This is a genomic window from Mesorhizobium sp. B3-2-1 (assembly GCF_006439515.1).
Lineage (GTDB): Bacteria > Pseudomonadota > Alphaproteobacteria > Rhizobiales > Rhizobiaceae > Mesorhizobium.
Map to the genome: position 1 here is coordinate 63,761 of NZ_VFTI01000011.1, position 18,972 is coordinate 82,732.

At 64.9% G+C, this 18,972-nt stretch carries 15 protein-coding genes; all 15 read left to right on the forward strand.

Going from position 1 to position 18,972, the window contains the following annotated elements:
- The first annotated feature begins 301 nt into the window (after positions 1 to 301).
- The 15 genes from FJW08_RS13635 (at position 302) to FJW08_RS13710 (ending at position 18,947) form a co-directional block, all read left to right on the forward strand.
- Positions 302 to 1,003: a response regulator transcription factor gene (locus tag FJW08_RS13635; protein ID WP_010912942.1), complete on the forward strand. Its 702-nt coding sequence runs from the start codon at positions 302 to 304 to the stop codon at positions 1,001 to 1,003.
- An 83-nt stretch (positions 1,004 to 1,086) separates the two neighbouring features.
- The gene (locus tag FJW08_RS13640) at positions 1,087 to 2,871 is read left to right on the forward strand and encodes a sensor histidine kinase (protein WP_140811002.1); all 1,785 of its coding nucleotides are present in this window, start codon (positions 1,087 to 1,089) and stop codon (positions 2,869 to 2,871) included.
- 24 nt (positions 2,872 to 2,895) lie between these two features.
- Entirely contained in the window at positions 2,896 to 3,342 is a 447-nt protein-coding gene (locus FJW08_RS13645; protein WP_140811003.1) for an HPr kinase/phosphorylase, read from the forward strand.
- 164 nt (positions 3,343 to 3,506) lie between these two features.
- Positions 3,507 to 3,908 carry a PTS sugar transporter subunit IIA gene (locus tag FJW08_RS13655; protein WP_010912939.1) on the forward strand — a complete coding sequence of 134 codons (402 nt, stop codon included), beginning with the start codon at positions 3,507 to 3,509 and terminating at the stop codon, positions 3,906 to 3,908.
- Positions 3,905 to 4,201 (forward strand): HPr family phosphocarrier protein, encoded by a 297-nt coding sequence (locus FJW08_RS13660; RefSeq protein WP_140757225.1) that lies wholly within the window; start codon positions 3,905 to 3,907, stop codon positions 4,199 to 4,201. The genes FJW08_RS13655 and FJW08_RS13660 overlap by 4 nt, the downstream gene beginning before the upstream one ends.
- A gap of 168 nt (positions 4,202 to 4,369) precedes the next feature.
- Positions 4,370 to 5,770, forward strand: a complete 1,401-nt coding sequence (gene ahcY, locus FJW08_RS13665; protein WP_140811004.1) for an adenosylhomocysteinase — start codon at positions 4,370 to 4,372, stop codon at positions 5,768 to 5,770.
- A 188-nt stretch (positions 5,771 to 5,958) separates the two neighbouring features.
- Positions 5,959 to 8,514: a PAS domain-containing sensor histidine kinase gene (locus FJW08_RS13670; protein ID WP_140811005.1), complete on the forward strand. Its 2,556-nt coding sequence runs from the start codon at positions 5,959 to 5,961 to the stop codon at positions 8,512 to 8,514.
- An 8-nt stretch (positions 8,515 to 8,522) separates the two neighbouring features.
- The gene (tsaE, locus tag FJW08_RS13675) at positions 8,523 to 10,034 is read left to right on the forward strand and encodes a tRNA (adenosine(37)-N6)-threonylcarbamoyltransferase complex ATPase subunit type 1 TsaE (RefSeq protein ID WP_140811007.1); all 1,512 of its coding nucleotides are present in this window, start codon (positions 8,523 to 8,525) and stop codon (positions 10,032 to 10,034) included.
- Complete coding sequence (locus FJW08_RS13680) at positions 10,031 to 10,759, forward strand: nucleotidyltransferase family protein (RefSeq protein WP_140811008.1); 729 nt, start codon at positions 10,031 to 10,033, stop codon at positions 10,757 to 10,759. Before tsaE ends, FJW08_RS13680 begins: the two co-directional genes overlap by 4 nt.
- Positions 10,756 to 13,890: a double-strand break repair protein AddB gene (gene addB, locus FJW08_RS13685; protein ID WP_140811009.1), complete on the forward strand. Its 3,135-nt coding sequence runs from the start codon at positions 10,756 to 10,758 to the stop codon at positions 13,888 to 13,890. The genes FJW08_RS13680 and addB overlap by 4 nt, the downstream gene beginning before the upstream one ends.
- Positions 13,887 to 17,393, forward strand: coding sequence for a double-strand break repair helicase AddA (gene addA / locus FJW08_RS13690; RefSeq protein WP_140811010.1), 3,507 nt, complete (start codon positions 13,887 to 13,889; stop codon positions 17,391 to 17,393). The genes addB and addA overlap by 4 nt, the downstream gene beginning before the upstream one ends.
- A 74-nt stretch (positions 17,394 to 17,467) precedes the next feature.
- Positions 17,468 to 17,791 (forward strand): thioredoxin, encoded by a 324-nt coding sequence (trxA, locus tag FJW08_RS13695; RefSeq protein WP_015314366.1) that lies wholly within the window; start codon positions 17,468 to 17,470, stop codon positions 17,789 to 17,791.
- 132 nt (positions 17,792 to 17,923) lie between these two features.
- Complete coding sequence (locus tag FJW08_RS13700) at positions 17,924 to 18,205, forward strand: cupin domain-containing protein (RefSeq protein WP_140506860.1); 282 nt, start codon at positions 17,924 to 17,926, stop codon at positions 18,203 to 18,205.
- Positions 18,206 to 18,288: 83 nt separating this feature from the next.
- Complete coding sequence (locus tag FJW08_RS13705) at positions 18,289 to 18,537, forward strand: type II toxin-antitoxin system VapB family antitoxin (protein ID WP_140811011.1); 249 nt, start codon at positions 18,289 to 18,291, stop codon at positions 18,535 to 18,537.
- Positions 18,534 to 18,947: a type II toxin-antitoxin system VapC family toxin gene (locus FJW08_RS13710; protein ID WP_140811013.1), complete on the forward strand. Its 414-nt coding sequence runs from the start codon at positions 18,534 to 18,536 to the stop codon at positions 18,945 to 18,947. Before FJW08_RS13705 ends, FJW08_RS13710 begins: the two co-directional genes overlap by 4 nt.
- Positions 18,948 to 18,972 lie beyond the last annotated feature (25 nt).

Genomic DNA, 18,972 nt, shown 5'->3' on the forward strand with positions numbered 1-18,972 from the left:
CCGGCACACCTGCCAAGCAGGCCAAGATGGTCAGAACCAGAAAAGCCAAATGATATCAAATCTTTAATCGATTTAAAAAATTTGAAAGTTGTTTAAATCGTTTATATATGCAAAAAGTTTCGTGGTTGCCCAAAGGATTGGCGGTTATCGTTCGTCCAATCCGTGTCGAGGTAGGATTGTGGCCGCCGGCACGCCGCTCGTGACAGCGGACAAGGCCTATGCCACATTTTGTACCTAATTTGTCCTGCAAAAGCCCCTTCTCTTACGACAGAAGGGACAGCTCATGAGGGAGCCGCTTGAAATGGCAACAATCGCGCTTGTCGATGACGACCGCAACATTCTGACATCGGTGTCGATCGCCCTCGAATCCGAGGGGTATCGTGTCGAGACCTATACGGATGGTGCGTCCGCGCTGGAAGGCCTGGCGGCCCGGCCGCCGAACCTCGCCATCCTCGACATCAAGATGCCGCGCATGGACGGCATGGAACTTCTGCGCCGGATGCGCCAGAAATCCGACCTGCCGGTGATCTTCCTGACCTCCAAGGACGACGAGATCGATGAATTGTTCGGCCTCAAGATGGGCGCCGACGACTTCATCCGCAAGCCGTTCTCGCAGCGCCTGCTGGTCGAGCGGGTGCGCGCGGTATTGCGCCGGGCCAGCGCCCGCGAGGCCGCGGCAAAAGCGCCCAGCCAGCAGGCCCGCTCGCTCGAGCGCGGCCAGCTCGTGATGGACCAGGAACGCCATACCTGCACTTGGAAAGGCGAGCCGGTGACGCTCACCGTCACCGAGTTCCTGATCCTGCATTCGCTGGCGCAACGCCCCGGTGTGGTAAAAAGCCGTGATGCGCTGATGGATTCGGCTTATGATGAGCAGGTCTATGTCGATGACCGCACGATCGACAGCCACATCAAGCGGCTACGCAAGAAGTTCAAGGCCGTCGACGACGACTTCGAGATGATCGAAACCCTTTACGGAGTCGGATACCGGTTCCGCGAAGCATAATTTGATGTATGTCGACCAAAAGCGGTCCCGGGCTCGGGACTGCGACATGCATCAAACCAAGGACTAGCGGGAGCTGCTATTCGATGGCAGTGGAAGCACAGCGAAGCAGGTCGACGGGCGCCGCCAGGCGGCCGTCGCGCATCATGCCTTCCTTCGTGTCGAAAATCACGGTGCCGATGCGCCGGTTCCTCGGCCACCACATCTTTTCCAGCCTGACGCGGCGTATCCTCTTCCTCAACCTTGCCGGCCTGGCTGTCCTGGTCACCGGCATCCTCTACCTCAACACCTTCCGCGACGGGCTGATCGACGCGCGCGTGGAAAGCCTGATGACGCAAGGCGAGATCATCGCCGGCGCCATCGCGGCGTCGGCGACGGTCGAGACGGATTCGATCAGCATCGACCCGGAAAAGCTGCTCGAGCTGCAGGCCGGCGAAAGCCTGGGACCTGGCTCTGACCAGCTCGACAATCTGGATTTTCCGATCAACCCAGAGCGCGTGGCGCCGGTGTTGCGGCGGCTGATCTCACCGACCCGCACCCGTGCCCGCATCTACGACCGCGATGCCAACCTGCTATTGGATTCGCGCCACCTCTATTCGCGCGGTCAGATCCTGCGCTACGACCTGCCGCCGGTGGAAGAGGAAGAGCCCGACCTCGTCGAGCGCATCCAGAAGTTCATCTTCGACTTCTTCCGCAACACTGACCTGCCGGTCTATCATGAGCAGCCTGGCGGCAACGGCGCCGCCTTCCCCGAAGTGGTCAAGGCGCTTACCGGCAGCCCGTCGACCATCGTGCGCGTCTCCGAGCAGGGCGAGCAGATCGTCTCAGTGGCGGTGCCGATCCAGCGTTTTCGCGCCGTTCTCGGTGTGCTGATGCTGTCGACCGAAGGCGGCGACATCGACAAGATCGTCGCCGCCGAACGCAAGGCGATCCTGCGCGTCTTCGGCATCGCGGCGCTCGTCACCGCCATCCTGTCCATGCTCCTGGCCTCCACCATCGCCAACCCGCTGCGCCGGCTGTCCGCCGCTGCCGTACGGGTCAGGCGCGGCGTCAAGAGCCGCGAGGAAATCCCCGACTTTTCCGACCGCCAGGACGAGATCGGCAATCTGTCGGTCGCCGTGCGCGACATGACCAACGCGCTCTATGCGCGCATCGAGGCGATCGAGAGTTTCGCCGCCGATGTGTCGCATGAGCTGAAGAACCCGCTGACGTCGCTGCGCAGTGCCGTCGAAACATTGCCGCTCGCGAAGAACGACACCTCACGCGCACGTCTGATGGAGATCATCCAGCATGACGTCAAACGGCTGGACCGTCTCATCACCGACATTTCCGACGCCTCCCGCCTCGACGCGGAACTGGCGCGCGAAGATGCCGGCACCGTCGACCTGAAGAAATTCGTCACCGACCTCGTCGCTGTTTCGCGTGAAACGACGCGCAACAAGAAGGCGGTCGAGATCGAGCTCAAGATTGCCAAGCTGCCGCAGGGCGCCAAGGGCTATGTCGTCGTCGGCCATGATCTGCGCATCGGCCAGGTCATCACCAACCTGATCGAGAACGCCCGCTCGTTCGTGCCCGAGGACCATGGCCACATCAGCCTGTCGCTGGCGCGCGCCGGCAAGTTCAACATCCTGACCATCGACGACAATGGCCCCGGCATCCGCGCCGACAACATCGACCGCATCTTCGAACGCTTCTATACCGACCGGCCCGCCAGCGAGGCGTTCGGCCAGAATTCGGGGCTTGGCCTGTCGATCTCCAGGCAGATCGTCGAGGCCCATGGCGGCACGCTGACCGCCGAAAACATCCCCGGCACCAAGCCCGGCGAGATCAAGGGTGCGCGCTTCGTCGTGACGCTGCCGGCCGAGGGATGATCGCCGATCGTCAGGGATTGCGACGTGCGGCCTGAGAACGTTCACGCCACGGCACTGCTGATCGGCGAGCGCGGCATCTTCATCACCGGGTCGTCCGGGTCGGGCAAGACGACGTTGGCGCTGACGCTGATCGGCCATTGCATGCGGCGCGGATTGTTCTCGCGGCTCGTCGGCGACGATCAGCTCTTCGTCGAAGCCCATGCGGGGCGGCTGGTGTGCCGTGCGCCCGCCACCATCGAGGGCCTGGCCGAAGTACCGGGACTTGGGCCACGGCCTCTGCCGTTCGAGCCGGCCTGCGTCGTCGACCTGCATGTGCGGCTGTTGCCGGCCGCCGAAATCGCACGCTTCCAGGAGGACGTCCGCGACGACCTCGCCGGCTGCACGGTGGCGTGCATCGATCTGGGCGAGCGCAATGTCGCGGTTGCCTTGCCCGCCGTGATGGCACGGCTATCGATCGCGCCTTTTCTATGATCCGCCCTGGGTTTTTTGCTGCAATGCGTCAAAATGGCATGGGCCGGCGTAATTTTGGGCTTGTCAACGGGCCGCGCGTCGACAAGATAGCGCTCCCGCCGCCTGGAATGGCTGGCGAACATAAAATGCGCCTGTGAAGCGGCGATGACGGGAGCCACCAAAGAATGATCGGACTCGTGCTTGTAACGCACGGTCAACTGGCCACCGAGTTCAGACATGCCGTCGAACATGTCGTCGGGCCACAAGACAATTTCGAAACCGTGGCGATCGGTGCCGACGACGATATGGAGCAGCGTCGCCGCGACATCGTCGACGCGGTCGCCCGTGTCGATACGGGAGCAGGTGTGATCGTGTTGACCGACATGTTCGGCGGCACGCCATCCAACCTTGCAATCTCGGTGATGGAGTCCGGCCGAACCGAAGTGATCGCCGGCATGAACCTGCCGATGCTGATCAAGCTGTCGTCGATCCGCAAGGGCGACAACATGGCGGCGGCGCTCGATGAAGCGCAGGCCGCGGGCCGCAAATACATCAACGTCGCCAGCCAGCTTTTGAGCAGTAAATGAACGCGATATCCCCGGAAAAAGACCAGATCGTCCGGGAGTTTCCGATCGTCAACCAGCGCGGGCTGCATGCGCGCGCTTCGGCGAAGTTCGTCCAGCTTGCCAGCGGCTTCAACGCTTCAGTCCATGTCGAGAAGGACGGCGTCAGGGTCGGCGGCACCTCGATCATGGGCCTGATGATGCTGGCCGCCAGCCCGGGATACTCGATCCGCGTCACCGCCAGCGGCCCGGAGGCGCTCGAGGTCATGGATGCGCTGGAGCAGCTTGTCGCCTCCCGTTTCGGCGAAGAGTGCTGATCCCGAGTCAGCTCTCCGAGACATGCACGAATAAAGATTTCTTTATATCCCATTGTCGTGTGAAGCCTGATCTGCTAGTCAGGCCGGCAATTCGCGCCCTTGGAAATGTCTTCCGGCACGGGCGCATCCGCTAAAAATTCGCATAACAATTCGCATCGGAGCACTGCCATGACGGGTAGCAAGGACTATGTGGTCGCCGACATCTCGCTTGCCGGCTGGGGCCGCAAGGAACTCGATATCGCCGAAACCGAAATGCCGGGCCTGATGGCCTGCCGCGAGGAATTCGGCGCCAAGCAGCCGCTCAAGGGCGCGCGCATCACCGGTTCACTGCACATGACCATCCAGACAGCGGTGCTGATTGAGACGCTGAAGGTGCTCGGCGCCGACATCCGCTGGGCGTCCTGCAACATCTTCTCGACCCAGGACCACGCCGCCGCGGCCATCGCCGAGGCCGGCATTCCGGTCTTCGCCGTCAAGGGCGAGAGCCTCGAGCAGTACTGGGACTACACCGACAGGATCTTCCAGTGGGCCGACGGCGGCCTCTCCAACATGGTCCTCGATGATGGCGGCGACGCCACCATGTACATCCTGATCGGCGCCCGTGCCGAGGCCGGCGAGGACGTGCTGTCCAATCCGCAGAGCGAGGAAGAGGAATACTTCTATGCCCAGGTGAAAAAGCGCCTGAAGGCTTCGCCGGGCTTCTTCACCAAGCAGAAGGCGGCGATCCGCGGCGTCACCGAAGAGACGACGACCGGCGTCAACCGGCTCTACCAGTTGCAGAAGAAGGGCCTGCTGCCCTTCCCGGCCATCAACGTCAACGACTCGGTCACCAAGTCGAAGTTCGACAACAAATATGGCTGCAAGGAATCGCTGGTCGACGGCATCCGCCGCGGCACCGACACGATGATGGCCGGCAAGGTCGCAGTCGTCTGCGGCTATGGCGACGTCGGCAAGGGCTCGTCGGCCTCGCTCAAGGGCGCGGGCGCCCGCGTCAAGGTCACCGAGGTCGATCCGATCTGCGCGCTGCAGGCGGCGATGGACGGCTTTGAAGTGGTCACGCTGGAAGATGCGGCACCGACCGCCGACATCGTCATCACCACCACCGGCAACAAGGATGTCGTCACCCTCGACCATATGCGCTCGATGAAGGACATGGTGATCGTCGGCAACATCGGCCATTTCGACAACGAGATCCAGGTCGCATCGCTGCGCAATCTGAAGTGGACCAATGTTAAGCCGCAGGTTGACATGATCACCTTCCCCGACGGCAAGCGGATGATCCTCCTGTCGGAGGGCCGCCTGCTCAATCTCGGCAACGCCACCGGCCATCCGAGCTTCGTCATGTCGGCGTCCTTCACCAACCAGGTGCTGGCGCAGATCGAGCTGTTCACCAAGGGTGAGCAGTACCAGAACCAGGTCTATGTGCTGCCCAAGCATCTCGACGAGAAGGTGGCGCGCCTGCATCTCGACAAGCTCGGCGCCCGCCTGACCGAGCTATCGGGCGAGCAGGCCGCCTATATCGGCGTCACGCTGCAGGGCCCGTTCAAGCCGGAACACTACCGCTATTAACCAAAGCCGAATTTACTACAAGATATTGATGCCGGGCGATTGACTTTTCGCCCGGCATTATTTTTGCGTCGAATGATTCTTCACGCCGATTCCAGCAGGCGCTATTGTTGTGATTCGCGGGTCCAGGGGCGAGGACCGGCGCACGCGTCAGGGCGGTCTTGCATTCAGGCGGCGAAGAGGACCAAGACATGCCGGGGGAAAACCCGCTTCACGCGGGACAGGCCGTTTCCGGCGGCCACGACGATTCGGTGACCAGAGGCTCCGCGGCATGGCGCGGGCGCCGTTCGTGGCGTGGCCGCGCGGGACTGCTGCTTGCCGGCTCCACGCTTGCCAGTCCGTTGCTTGGCGGCGCCGCACGCGCCCAAGGCGCCGATGCGGCCGCAGCCAGCCTTTCGGTCAGCACGATCGAGGTCATGCAGCTCGCCGTCTTTGCCGGGGTGATGGGAGCGGCATTCCTGTCGGCCATCTTTCTCATTCGCGAACGGGCACGCACGTCGGCGGAGAATGTCGACCTGAGAAGCCGTATTGCCGACGTCAACGCGGCGCTGCGCCGCTCGGAGGCGCTGCTCAATCTGCGCGACCAGCGTGTGGTCATCTGGGCCTCGGAAAACAAGAAGCCCGAACTGATCGGCACATTGCCGGTCGAAAGCGGCGCACCCGAGGAGCGGGCGGCATTCCTGGCCTTCGGCCGCTGGCTGATGCCGCGTTCGGCGGCAGCACTCGAACATGCCGTCGCCGGGTTGCGCGAAAAGGCCAAGCCCTTCGACCTCGTCATCGAATCCCAGGCTGGTGCCCCGCTCGAAGTGCATGGCCGCAAGAGTGCCGCGCATATCCTGGTGCGGTTTGTTTCGCTTTCCGAAACGCAGCGCAGCCAGGCGCGACTGAAAATCGACAACCAGCGGCTGGCCGCCGACCATGAGACGATGATCGGCCTGATCGAGGCGCTGAAGATGCCGGCGTGGCTGCGTGACGAGCATGGCCGCCTCAAATGGGTCAACCGGGCCTATGCCGATGCGGTCGAAGCCGAGAGCGCGGAAGCTGCCGTGCGGGACGCCAAGGAGTTCCTCGGCGGCCAGGCGCGCGACGCCATCGCCACGCAACACAAAACGCATCCCGTGTTCGAGCAATCGCTTTCGACGGTGATCGAAGGCGACCGCCGCGTGTTCGCGGTGACCGACTTTGCCGGCGCCGACGGTTCGGCCGGCCTTGCCTGCGACACCAGCGCCATCGAGGCCATCCGTGGCGAATATGAGCGGACCGTGCGCAGCCACGCCGATACGCTCGACCAGCTCAACACCGCGGTCGCCATCTTCGACACCGACGAGAAACTGCGCTTCTTCAACCAGGCCTTCCAGAAACTCTGGGGCCTCGACCCGGGCTTCCTGCACAGCGCGCCCGACAATGCCCTTTTGCTCGACCGGCTGCGCAGCGAGGGCAAGATCGCCGAACAGCCGGAATGGCGCCGCTGGAAGGAAGGCCTGCTCGGCGCCTACCGTGCGGTCGAATCTCAGGAACACTGGTGGCACCTGCCCGACGGCAAGACGATCCGTGTCGTCGCCAATCCGCAACCCAAGGGCGGCGTCACCTGGGTGTTCGAGAACCTGACCGAGAAGATGGATCTCGAAAGCCGCTACCGCACCGCGGTCCGGGTCCAGGGCGAAACGCTCGACAATCTCGCCGAAGGCGTCGCGGTGTTCGGCCCCGATGGCCGGCTGCGGCTGTCGAACCCGGCCTTTGCCACGCTGTGGGGACTGGACAGGGAAGCCGCCAAGCCCAATGTGCACGTATCGGCCATACGCGAGCTCTCCGATCGGCGAGCGGTCGAGAGCCCCTGGCCCGGCTTCGTCGCCGCCATCACCGGCTTCGACGACGAGCGCCGCGACCGCCACGGCCAGACCGAGCTCAACAACGGCACCGTGCTGCGATACGCCGTGATCCCGCTGCCCAACGGGCAAGTTATGATGACCTTCGTCGATGTCACCGACAGCGTCCACGTCGAACGCGCGCTCAAGGACAGGAACGAGGCGCTCGAAAAATCAGATCAGCTCAAGAACGAATTCGTCCAGCATGTGTCCTATGAACTGCGTTCGCCGCTGACCAACATCATCGGCTTCACCGAGCTGCTGTCGCTGCCCGCGACCGGACCGTTGACGCAGAAGCAGCGCGAATATGTCGAGCATGTCGGTTCGTCCTCATCGGTGCTGCTGACCATCGTCAACGACATACTTGACCTGGCGACGGTCGATGCCGGCATCATGCAGCTCGACATTTCCGAAGTGCATGTCGACCGCACCATCGCAGCCGCCGCCGAGCTTGTCGCCGACCGGCTGGAAGAGCATTCGATCGGGCTTGCCGTCGACGCCGCCGCCGCGCCGAAGACGTTCCATGGCGATGAAACCCGCATCCGCCAGATCCTCTACAATCTGCTGAGCAACGCCGCCAATTACGCGCCGGAGGCCAGCACCATCCGGCTGGCCTGCCGCCAGCTGGCGGACGGGGTCGAGTTCTCGGTTCATGACGATGGCCCTGGCATGCCGCCCGACGTGCTCGATTCGGTGTTCCGCCGCTTCGAGCCGCGCGCCAATGGCGGCCGCCGGCGCGGCGCTGGCCTCGGCCTGTCGATCGTCAAGAGCTTTGTCGAACTGCATGGCGGCGCCGTTCGCATCGAAACCGGCAGGGACAAGGGCACGACCGTCATCTGCACCTTTCCCGACATGCCGGGCATCCGCGCAGCGGCCGAGTAGCGCGTTCGATGACGGAACCGGTGCTGGAGCGTTTGCTCGCCGACGAGACCCAGACAGCGCGGCTGGGCGAGGACCTGGCGCTGGCGCTGCGCGTGGGCGACGTGCTGGCGCTCAAGGGCGATCTCGGCGCAGGCAAGTCGACGCTGGCAAGAGCACTCATCCGGACGCTGGCCGACGATGCCGGTCTCGAAGTGCCGAGCCCGACCTTCACGCTGGTGCAGAGCTACGACACGCGCATCCCGGTCCATCATTTCGATCTCTACCGCCTGTCGTCGGCGGCCGAACTGGACGAACTCGGCTTCGAGGAGGCGCTGGCGCAAGGTGCCGCCCTGGTCGAATGGCCGGAACGGGCTGACGGCTATCTGCCCAAGACGACGGTGCTGATCGAACTGGTCCAGCATGGCGGGGGACGGCTGGCCCGACTGTCGGGGCATGGCGCGACCTTCGACCGTGTCGCGCGCTCGCTGGCCATGCGCGACTTCCTCGATAGCGCCGGATGGGGGCAAGCGCAGCGCCGGCATTTCATCGGCGACGCCTCGGCCCGTTCGTACGAGATCGTCTCGCTTGCCGGCGAGGCGCCCCGCGTGCTGATGAACTCGCCGCGGCTGGTGCTCGGCCCTCCCGTGCGCGACGGCAAACCCTATGCCGTGATCGCCCACACCGCGCAGTCGGTGTCCGCCTTCGTCGCCATCGACCGTGCGCTGCTGGCCGCCGGGGTCGCGGTGCCCAGGATCGACGCACAGGATCTCGACCGGGGTTTCCTGCTGCTCGAGCACCTGGGCTCGGAAGGCTTCCTCGACGGCAATGGTGAGCCGGTTGCCGAACGTTACGAGGCGGCAGCCGAACTGCTTGCCATGATGCACGGCAAGACCTGGCCGCACCGGATGGAAGCGGCTCAAGGCGTCGTCCATGAGGTGCCGCCCTTCGACCGTGACGCCATGCTGATCGAGGCGGACCTGCTGATCGACTGGTACGTTCCGGCGATATCGGGCGGCCCGGCGACCGACGTGCTGCGGTCCGGCTACCACAGGACATGGAACGCGCTTCTCGACCGGCTCAAGAGCAGCGAATACACGCTGATGCTGCGCGACTTCCACTCGCCCAACATCATCTGGCGCGGCGAGCGGTCCGGCCTCGGCCGGCTCGGCATCGTCGACGTCCAGGACGCGCTGATCGGGCCCGCCGCCTATGACGTCGCCTCGCTGGCCATGGACGCGCGCGTCACCATGGTACCCGAGATCGAGAAGCGGACGCTCGATGCCTATGTCGCCGCGCGTCATGCAGCGGGCGACTTCGATGAAGCAGGCTTCCTCGAAGCCTATGCAATCATGGCCGCACAACGCAATTCCAAGATTCTGGGCATTTTCGTGCGCCTCGAAAAACGTGACGGCAAGCCCTATTATCTCAGGCACCTGCCGCGCATCCGCGACTATCTCAGGCGGGCGCTGTCGCACCCTGCGCTCGCCGACCTGCGGGACTTCTACAGCGCACACGGGCTGCTGGAGGAACGAGCGCTGTGACGACGAGACCGGACACCGCCATCGTTCTTGCCGCCGGCCTCGGCAAGCGCATGCGGCCGATCACCGACACCATCCCCAAGCCGCTGGTCCGCATCGCCGGCAAGACGCTGCTCGACTGGGGCCTCGACAGCCTGGCCGCGGCCGGCGTCGACAAGGCGGTGGTCAATGTCCATTACCTTCCCGAACAGATCGTCGCCCATGTCGCCGCGCGCCGCGCGCCGCGCATCGTCATTTCCGATGAGAGCGAACGGCTGCTCGATTCGGCCGGCGGCATCGTCAAGGCGCTGCCGGAGCTCGGCCAGGAGCCGTTCTACATCCTCAACGCCGATACATTCTGGATCGACCACGGCCCGCTCAATCTCGGGCGGCTCGCCCTTGCATGGGACGCCGCGAAAATGGATATTCTGCTGATGCTGGCGGATCTCCATCAGGCGACAGGACACTCTGGCAGCACCGATTTCCTGGTGGCGCCGGATGGCGCCCTGCGGCGTTCGAAGGGTGATCCCGCGGGCCTGATCTATGCCGGCGCCGCGATCATCCATCCACGCCTGTTCAAGGATGCATCCGCCGAACCGCATTCGCTCAACGCCTATTTCGACAAGGCGATTGCCGCCGGCCGCCTGTACGGCATGCAGATGCATGGCCACTGGATCACCGTCGGCACGCCCGAGGCCATTCCGCTCGCCGAAGACGCGGTGGCCGGCGCACTCATCGGATTGCAATGAGCGGCTCGAGCCGCGTTTTCTCCATCCCCTCCGGAGCGCCGTTTCTGCCGACGCTGGCCGAGGCGCTGCTTGACGGCCGCCTTGTCCCCGGGTTTCGTTTCGATGGCGACCCGCTCGCGCTGGCCGATGTCACCATCTATGTGCCGACGCGCCGCGCCGCACGGGCCTTGCGCGGCGTCTTCGTCGACAGCCTGAAGGCGCGTGGCGGCGGCGGTTCGGCGATCCTGCCGGTGATCCGCCCGCTCGGCGAATTCGACGAGGACGAGGCCGCATTCGATGCCGAGCCAACCGCGGCAATCGATCTGGCGCCACCGATCGCCGCCACCGAGCGGCTGTTGCTGCTGACGCCGCTGGTGCGAGCGTGGAAACGCCGGTTGCCCGCCCATGTCGCGGCCCTCTTCGCCGAGGAGATCGTCGTCCCGGCCTCCACCGCCGACGCGATCTGGCTGGCGCGCGATCTGGCCGGGCTGATGGACGAGATCGAGACGGAAGGCACCGATTGGGCCAAACTCGCCGGCCTGGTGAGCGGGAACCTTGCCGGATGGTGGCAAGTGACGCTCGAATTCCTCGGCATCGTCACCGATGCCTGGCCGAAATTCCTAGAAGAGAGCGACCGCTCCAACCCGGCCGCGCATCGCAGCGCCCTGATCCGTGCCGAAGCGGCGCGGCTGCGGCGCAATCCGCCTGCCGGGCCGGTCATAGCGGCGGGGTCCACCGGCTCCATCCCCGCCACGGCGGAGCTGCTTGCGACCATTGCCGGCCTCTCCGGCGGCGCCATCGTGCTGCCCGGGCTCGACCAGATGCTGGACGAAGCCTCCTTCCAGGCGCTCGTCGCACCCGGCGCGCGTCCAGCCGTGCTTGGCCATCCGCAATACGGCCTGGCGAAGCTGATCGGCAAGATCGGCGTGCTGCGCGGCGATGTCGAGGAGATCGGCGCGGCCGAGCCGAAGCTTGCGCTCCGCGCCGCCCTTGTCGGCGAGGCGCTGCGGCCGGCCGAGACCACCGAATTGTGGGCCGAGACGCGAAACGGGTTTTCGGCGTCCGATATTGCCGGCGCCTTCGCCGACGTGACGCTGCTCGAAGCGGCAAGCGAGCGCGACGAGGCCGTCGTGATCGCCGTCGCGCTCAAGCAGGCAGTGGAAGAACCAGGCCAGAGAGCGGCTCTCGTCACCGGCGACCGCGCGCTGGCACGCCGCGTCAGCGTCGAACTCAAGCGCTTCGGCGTCGTTGCAGACGATTCCGGCGGCACGCCGCTTTCCAACACCCCGGCCGCCAGCCTGCTCAGGCTGGCGCTTGAAGCGGTGTTCCGGCCGGGCGATCCGGTCGGCCTGTTGTCGCTGCTCAAGCATCCCCTGCTTGGCCTTGGCCTGGAACGCGCCGATGTGCGCCACGCGGCGGAACTGGTCGAGCTGGTGGCGCTGCGCGGCGGCACCGGCCGCCCCGATATCACTTCGCTGCCGGATCTTTTCGAGGCTCGCCTCACCGGCTTCGGCAATGACAGCCGGCCGCCCTTCTGGCTTGCCCGGCTGACCGTGCGCTCCGTCGAAGCCGCGCGGACCCTTCTCGGACGCCTGACTGAAGCGCTAACGCCGCTTTCGGCCTTTCGCGGCCAGGCGGAAGCCGGCCTTGCCGCGCTGGTCGAAGCCAGTGTCGTTGCCCTTGAGAATCTCGGCCGGTCCGTCGATGGCGGTCTTGGCGAACTCTACGCCGGCGATGCCGGCGAAAAGCTCGCCGGACTGCTGCGCGGGCTGGTCGCGGCTTCGGCGCCGCTGTCGTTCGCGGCAATCGAATGGCCCGATGTGATGGAGGCGCTGATCGCGCCCGAGACCGTCAAGCCGGCGCAAGGCACCGACAGGAACATCGCCATCTGGGGCGCGCTGGAAGCGCGGCTACAGGACGTCGATACGCTGGTCATCGGCGGGCTCAACGAAGGGGTCTGGCCGCGCAAGCCGGAGAGCGACCGCTTCATGTCGCGGCTGATGAAGACCGGTATCGATCTCGAACCGCCGGAGCGGCGCATCGGTCTAGCAGCGCATGATTTCCAGATGGCCATGGGCGCGAGACACGTGGTGCTGGCGCGCTCGGCACGTGCCGGCGACGCACCCGCCGTGCCGTCGAGATGGTTGCAGCGGCTGCTCACCTTCATCGGCAACGACCATGCGGCGGTGCTCCGCCGGCGCGGCGATGAATTGCTTGCCTGGGCGCGCGCGCTCGATACCGGGCCGAAGCGGGATTTCGCGGCACGGCCGCAGCCGAAGCCGCCATTGCCGATGCGGCCGGGCCATTTCTCGGTCACCGAGATCGAGACGCTGCGCCGCGATCCCTACGCCATCTATGCCCGAAGGGTCCTCGGGCTGATGCCGCTCGATCCGCTCATCCGCGATCCCGGTGCCGCCGAGCGCGGCACGCTGTTTCATGCCATCCTGCATCTCTTCTCGTCCGAGGTGGCCGACCCGCGCGCGCCGGATGCGCTGGCCGGGCTCATCGCCGCCGGCCGCGCCTGTTTTGCCGAGGCGGCGCTTCCGGCCGATGTCGAGGCGGTGTGGTGGCCGCGTTTCGAAAAGCTCGCCGCCAACATCATCGAATGGGAGCGCACGCGCGCCGACGCGGTGATGCGGCGCCACGCCGAGGAACGGGCGGGCAAGACCGTCGTCGGCCAGTCCGGCGTGACGCTGTCCGGCTATGCCGACCGTGTCGATCTGCTGGCCGGCGGCATGGCCGACATTCTGGACTACAAGACCGGTTCCTCGCCTTCCAAGGCGCAGGCGCATACGCTGCTGGCGCCGCAGCTGGCGCTGGAAGGCGCGCTGCTGAGGCGCGGCGCGTTCAAGGATCTGGGTGCGCGCGAGCCGTCGCAACTGGCGTTCGTGCGGCTGAAGCCGAATGGCGAGGTGTTCGAGGAGTCCATACTCGAACACAATCGCCAGCCACGCACCGCGGCCGATCTCGCCGAAGAGGCCTGGGCGCGGCTGGAAAAACTGCTGATCCATTATACCGATCCGGCGACCGGCTATCTGTCGCGCGCGCTGCCGTTTCGCGAAGGCGAAACCGATGGCGACTACGACCATCTCGCCCGCGTGCTCGAATGGTCCGCCGGCGGAGACGCCGGGGATGAGGGAGGAGAGGCATGAAGAAAGCCTATTCGATCCCGACCGATACGGCTTCGAGCCAGGCTCGCGCCGCCGATCCCGGCAATTCCGCCTGGGTGTCGGCCAATGCGGGATCGGGCAAGACCCATGTTCTTGCCCAGCGTGTCATCCGGCTGCTGCTCAATGGCACCGATCCATCAAAGATATTGTGCCTGACCTATACGCGCGCCGCGGCCGCCAACATGTCGAACCGGGTTTTTTCGACGCTGTCGGAATGGACGACGCTCAGCGACGCCGACCTGGCGTCCAAAGTCGAGGCGTTGGAGGGCCGCCGGCCCGATCGCGAGACCATGCGCAGAGCCCGCCGCCTTTTCGCCGAGGCACTGGAGACGCCTGGGGGGCTGAAGATCCAGACCATCCACGCCTTCTGCGAATCCGTGCTGCATCAGTTCCCGCTGGAAGCCAACATCCCCGCCCATTTCGAAATGCTCGACAGCCAGATGGAAGCCTCGCTTTTTGCCGCCGCGCGCCGCGAGATGATTTCTGCCGCCGGCGACAGGAATTTGGCCGAGGCCTTCGCCACTGTGCTGGAACGCGGCGGCGAGGCCGGGCTCGACGCCTTGCTTGGCGAGATCGTACGCAAGCGCGACGGGTTGCGCCATTTCCTCGATGCCGTCGGGCGTGACGGCTTCCAGCCCCTGTTCGATGAATTCCATTTCCGCCCCGGCCAGACCGTCGAAGACATAGCGGCATCTGCATGGCCGCTGCCCGGCTTCCTGCCGGACTATTTTGCCGGCTTTGCCCAGGCAGCCGAAGCCACCGACGCCAGATCGGTGCTGAACAACATCCTGCCCTATGCGCGTCAGGCTTTCGCCGAGAGCGATCCCGTTCGACGGCTTCAATTTCTGGCAAGAGCCTTCCTCAAGACCGATGGCGATCCCTATGATCCGGCAAAGGCCTTCAAGAAGGCGCTGACCGACCGGCTGCCGGATCTGGCCGAGCGCTATCTGTCGGCGGCCAGCGCCATCATGGAGACCGTCGACCGGGTGGCGCTGTTCCGGATGCTGGAGGGCACACGCGCGGCACTGACCATCGCCGACTGGCTGATCGCACGCTACGAAGTGCTGAAGCGCAGCCGAGGCTTTCTCGACTTCAACGACCTGATCACCCGCACCGTGAATCTTTTGGCGCGGCCCGATGCCGGCCCTTGGGTTCAGTACAAGCTCGACCAGGGCATCGATCACATCCTGCTCGACGAGGCGCAGGACACCAGCCCGGATCAATGGGAGGTGGTGAAGCGGCTGGCGGAAGAATTCTTTGCCGGCTTCGGCGCACGCGACCGGATCCACCGAACGGTCTTTGCCGTCGGTGACGAGAAGCAGTCGATCTATTCTTTCCAGGGTGCGGCACCCGACTCCTTCGCCGACAGCCGGTTGCTGTTCGCCGGGCGGGTGCGCGACGCCGAGGCGTCCTTCGCCGACCTCAAGCTGACCTGGTCGTTCCGCTCCACGGACGATGTACTGGCCGCCGTCGACCGTGTCTTCGCCGATCCGATCGTGCGGCGCGGCATCAGCCACGACCCCGATCCGCTGAACCACAAGGCGATCCGCAGCGATGCGCCGGGCTATGTCGAGGTCTGGCCATCGATCGGCGCCGAGGCCGTCGACGAGCCCGACGACTGGGCGCAAGCCATCGACCATGCCCATGCGCCGGCGGTGCGCGTCGCCGAGAATGTCGCGGCCACCATTGCAGGCTGGATCGGGAAGGGCGAAATCATCGAGGGCCGTGGCAAGCGGCTGCGGCCGGGAGACGTGCTGGTGCTGGTGCGCAAGCGCGACAGCTTCGTCCACGCACTGACCCGCGCGCTCAAGCGCCGCGACATTCCGGTCGCCGGCGCCGACCGGCTGAGCCTGCCCGGCCATATCGCGGTCAAAGACCTGATCGCGCTCGGCCATCTGCTGATCCAGCCGCAGGACGACTTGTCGCTCGCCGCCCTGCTGCGCAGCCCGATCTTCGACCTGCCGGAGGAGAGGCTGTTCACGCTTGCCGCGCAAAGGCCGCCAGGCCTGTCGCTGGCGGCGTCGCTGCGCCAGCATGCCGGCGAAAGCGAAGCGCTAGCGGCGATCGTCGCGCAACTCGACGCCTGGGCTGGCGAGGCCGCCTTCAAGCCGGTGTTCGAATTCTATGCCGCCCTGCTGGCGCGCGATGGCGTGCGCCGCAAGATGATCGCGCGGCTCGGGCCGGAAGCCGGCGATATTCTCGACGAGTTCCTGAGCTTCTGCCTTGCCGAGGAGCGGACCGGCCTGCCCGGGCTGGAAGCCTTCCTGTCGACGCTGGAAAACGCCGGCCCCGAGATCAAGCGCGAGATGGACCAGACCCGCGACGAGGTCCGGGTCATGACCGTGCACGCCGCCAAGGGCCTGGAGGCGCCGGTGGTCTTTCTGGTCGACGGCGGTTCCGCTCCGTTCAGCGACCAGCATTTGCCGCGCCTGATGCCCTTCGACGGCTCTGGCCGACATTGGGACGGCAAGGGCTATCTCTGGCGTTCGGCCAGCGACGTCGCCAATGGCTTCTCGAAAACGGCAGCCGCGAGGGCACGTGAACTCGCCGACGACGAGTACCGCCGGCTTCTCTATGTCGGCATGACGCGTGCCGAGGACCGGCTTATCGTCTGCGGCTATCACGGCAAGCGAACGCCGAACACCGGCACCTGGCATTCGATCGTCAGCCGAGCGCTGAGCGGCGCGCCCGAAAGCGAACAGCGTCCGCATCCAGCCGGTGGCGAGCCTGTCTACCGTTTTCACGTCACCAAACTGCCGCCGGTTGCGCCAGCCCCGGGCGAGCAGGCACGGCAGGCCGATGCGTTCGGGCCGTTGCCGGCGACCCTGTTCCGGCCCTTGCCGCCTTTCGAGGATTTGCCGCGCCCATTGTCGCCGTCGGGCGCCTCGGCGCTGATCGAGGAAGGCAAGGAAGCGGTTGTCGACAAGGCCTCGCCGGTGCTGGACGCCGATGCCGAGCCGGGGTTTGCCGTCCTGCGCGGGCTCGCCTTGCACAAACTGCTGCAGATGTTGCCCGGCATTGCCGAGAGCGACCGCCAAGGTGCGGCAGGGCGTTACCTCTCGCGAACGGGTGCGGCGTGGCCGCCAGCCGAGCGCGAAAAGGCGCTGGCATCGGTGATGGCCGTCCTAGCCGAGCCCGGCCTCGGTCAACTGTTCGGGCCATCGTCACGTGCCGAGGTCGCGATCATGGGCAGCCTCGAGGTCAAGGGCAAAATCCGCTCCATCTCCGGCAAGATCGACCGCCTGGCGGTGACAGCGGATAGGGTTTCGATCGTCGACTACAAGACCAACAGGCCCGCACCTGCTTCCCTGGCCGAAGTCCCACCGGCCTACCTGCTCCAACTCGCGCTCTATCGCGCCCTGCTGCAGCCGCTCTATCCCGGGCGGGAGGTCAAGGCGGCCCTGCTGTTCACCGAAGCGCCAAGGCTGATCGAACTGCCGGCCCGGGCCATGGACGACGCCCTTGCCCGACTCACGGGAGCGTGACACAAGAACTGCTTGAAGAAGGGCGCGACAACCACCACATTTGGTGCGACGAAAAATTTCGAAAGGATTTCCGCATGACCACCGTCAAGGTCGACAAGAACAATTTCCAGGCCGATGTGCTCAATGCCCAGGTGCCGGTCGTGGTTGATTTCTGGGCGGAGTGGTGCGGCCCCTGCAAGATGATCGCACCGGCGCTTGAGGACATCGCCACCGAACTCGGCGCCAAGGTCAAGATCGCCAAGCTGAACATCGACGAGAATCCCGAGCTTGCCGCCCAGTTTGGCGTGCGCTCGATCCCGACGCTGATGATCTTCAAGGGCGGCGAAGTGGCCGACATCAAGGTTGGCGCCGCGCCCAAGACCGCGCTGTCGCACTGGGTCAACGGCAATCTCGCCTGATCCCATCTGAATTCGAAGCCTTGAGCCCGGCCAATCGCGCCGGGCTTTTTGTTGGCGTCATCGGTGCGCCGCTCTGGCCCTCACATCGGGGCACTCCATGTCCTCTGTTGGCAGCAGAAGCAGGAGAGAGAAATGACCGGATCCGCCAAGGCCACAGTCTTCATCGACAATGAGCGCGTCATCGTCACCGAATACCGCTTCCAGCCGGGCGACAATACCGGCTGGCATCGCCACGGCCACGACTATGTCGTCGTGCCGCTGATGGACGGCAAGCTGAAGCTGGTGACCAAGGACGGCGAAACCTTCGCCGAGATGAAGAAAGGTTCCCCTTATTTCCGCAAGGAGGGTGTCGAACACGACGTCATCAGCGCCAATGAGGGCGAGTACGCTTTTATCGAGATCGAGCTGAAGTAACCGTTAGATGGCGCGCCATCAATTGCCATCTTGATGGCAGGCCAAAACCGACATATATTTCCCTTGTCGAACGGGAGTTTGGAATGGCCGAACCACAGCTGTCAGTCCGCAGTGCAAAAGCGCGCGACCTAGCCCATAGACTTGCTCGTCGCGAAAATCGTTCGATAGCCGATGTGGTCGAACGTGCGCTCGAATCCTACGAGATTCGTGAAGCGGGGCGCGAGCCCGCATCCGCCTTCTATGCTCGACTTGCGTCAACCAGTGGCACAGACATCGACCTGGAGAAGATTATCCGCGAAGGCCGCCACGTCCATCCAGGCCCTGAGCTTTGATTTTCGTCGATACCAATGTGATTTCGGAGACCCTAAGGAAGGCGCCGGATGCAGCCGTCCTGACGTGGCTTGTCCGGAATGATGCTGAACTGGCCCTTCCCACGGTGGCGATCGCTGAGATCGCCTTCGGCATTCAAAAAATTAGGCCTGATGAGCGCGCCGATCGGCTGGAGCGGGGCCTTTCCCAATGGCGCCATCGATTTGCCGACCGGATCTTTGGGCTGACGGAAGAAGCTGCCTTGGCTTATGGCGAGATCATGGGGTTCGCGACGCGCCAAGGCTGCGGCATGTCAGCTCCCGATGGCATGATCGCGGCAATAGCACGCGTGAACGGAGGACGGCTTGCAACACGCAATCTCAACGACTTTGCCGCTACCAGCCTTGACCTGATCTCGCCGTGGGATTTTTGAACGGCCACTTGGGTCTTTCGGTCAA

Coding starts and splice junctions, on each gene's coding strand:
- FJW08_RS13655 (WP_010912939.1), top strand. CDS start 3,507: ATGATCGGACTCGTGCTTGTAACGCACGGTCAACTGGCCACCGAGTTC.
- FJW08_RS13635 (WP_010912942.1), top strand. CDS start 302: ATGGCAACAATCGCGCTTGTCGATGACGACCGCAACATTCTGACATCG.
- FJW08_RS13640 (WP_140811002.1), top strand. CDS start 1,087: ATGGCAGTGGAAGCACAGCGAAGCAGGTCGACGGGCGCCGCCAGGCGG.
- ahcY (WP_140811004.1), top strand. CDS start 4,370: ATGACGGGTAGCAAGGACTATGTGGTCGCCGACATCTCGCTTGCCGGC.
- FJW08_RS13660 (WP_140757225.1), top strand. CDS start 3,905: ATGAACGCGATATCCCCGGAAAAAGACCAGATCGTCCGGGAGTTTCCG.
- addA (WP_140811010.1), top strand. CDS start 13,887: ATGAAGAAAGCCTATTCGATCCCGACCGATACGGCTTCGAGCCAGGCT.
- FJW08_RS13670 (WP_140811005.1), top strand. CDS start 5,959: ATGCCGGGGGAAAACCCGCTTCACGCGGGACAGGCCGTTTCCGGCGGC.
- addB (WP_140811009.1), top strand. CDS start 10,756: ATGAGCGGCTCGAGCCGCGTTTTCTCCATCCCCTCCGGAGCGCCGTTT.
- tsaE (WP_140811007.1), top strand. CDS start 8,523: ATGACGGAACCGGTGCTGGAGCGTTTGCTCGCCGACGAGACCCAGACA.
- trxA (WP_015314366.1), top strand. CDS start 17,468: ATGACCACCGTCAAGGTCGACAAGAACAATTTCCAGGCCGATGTGCTC.
- FJW08_RS13700 (WP_140506860.1), top strand. CDS start 17,924: ATGACCGGATCCGCCAAGGCCACAGTCTTCATCGACAATGAGCGCGTC.
- FJW08_RS13705 (WP_140811011.1), top strand. CDS start 18,289: ATGGCCGAACCACAGCTGTCAGTCCGCAGTGCAAAAGCGCGCGACCTA.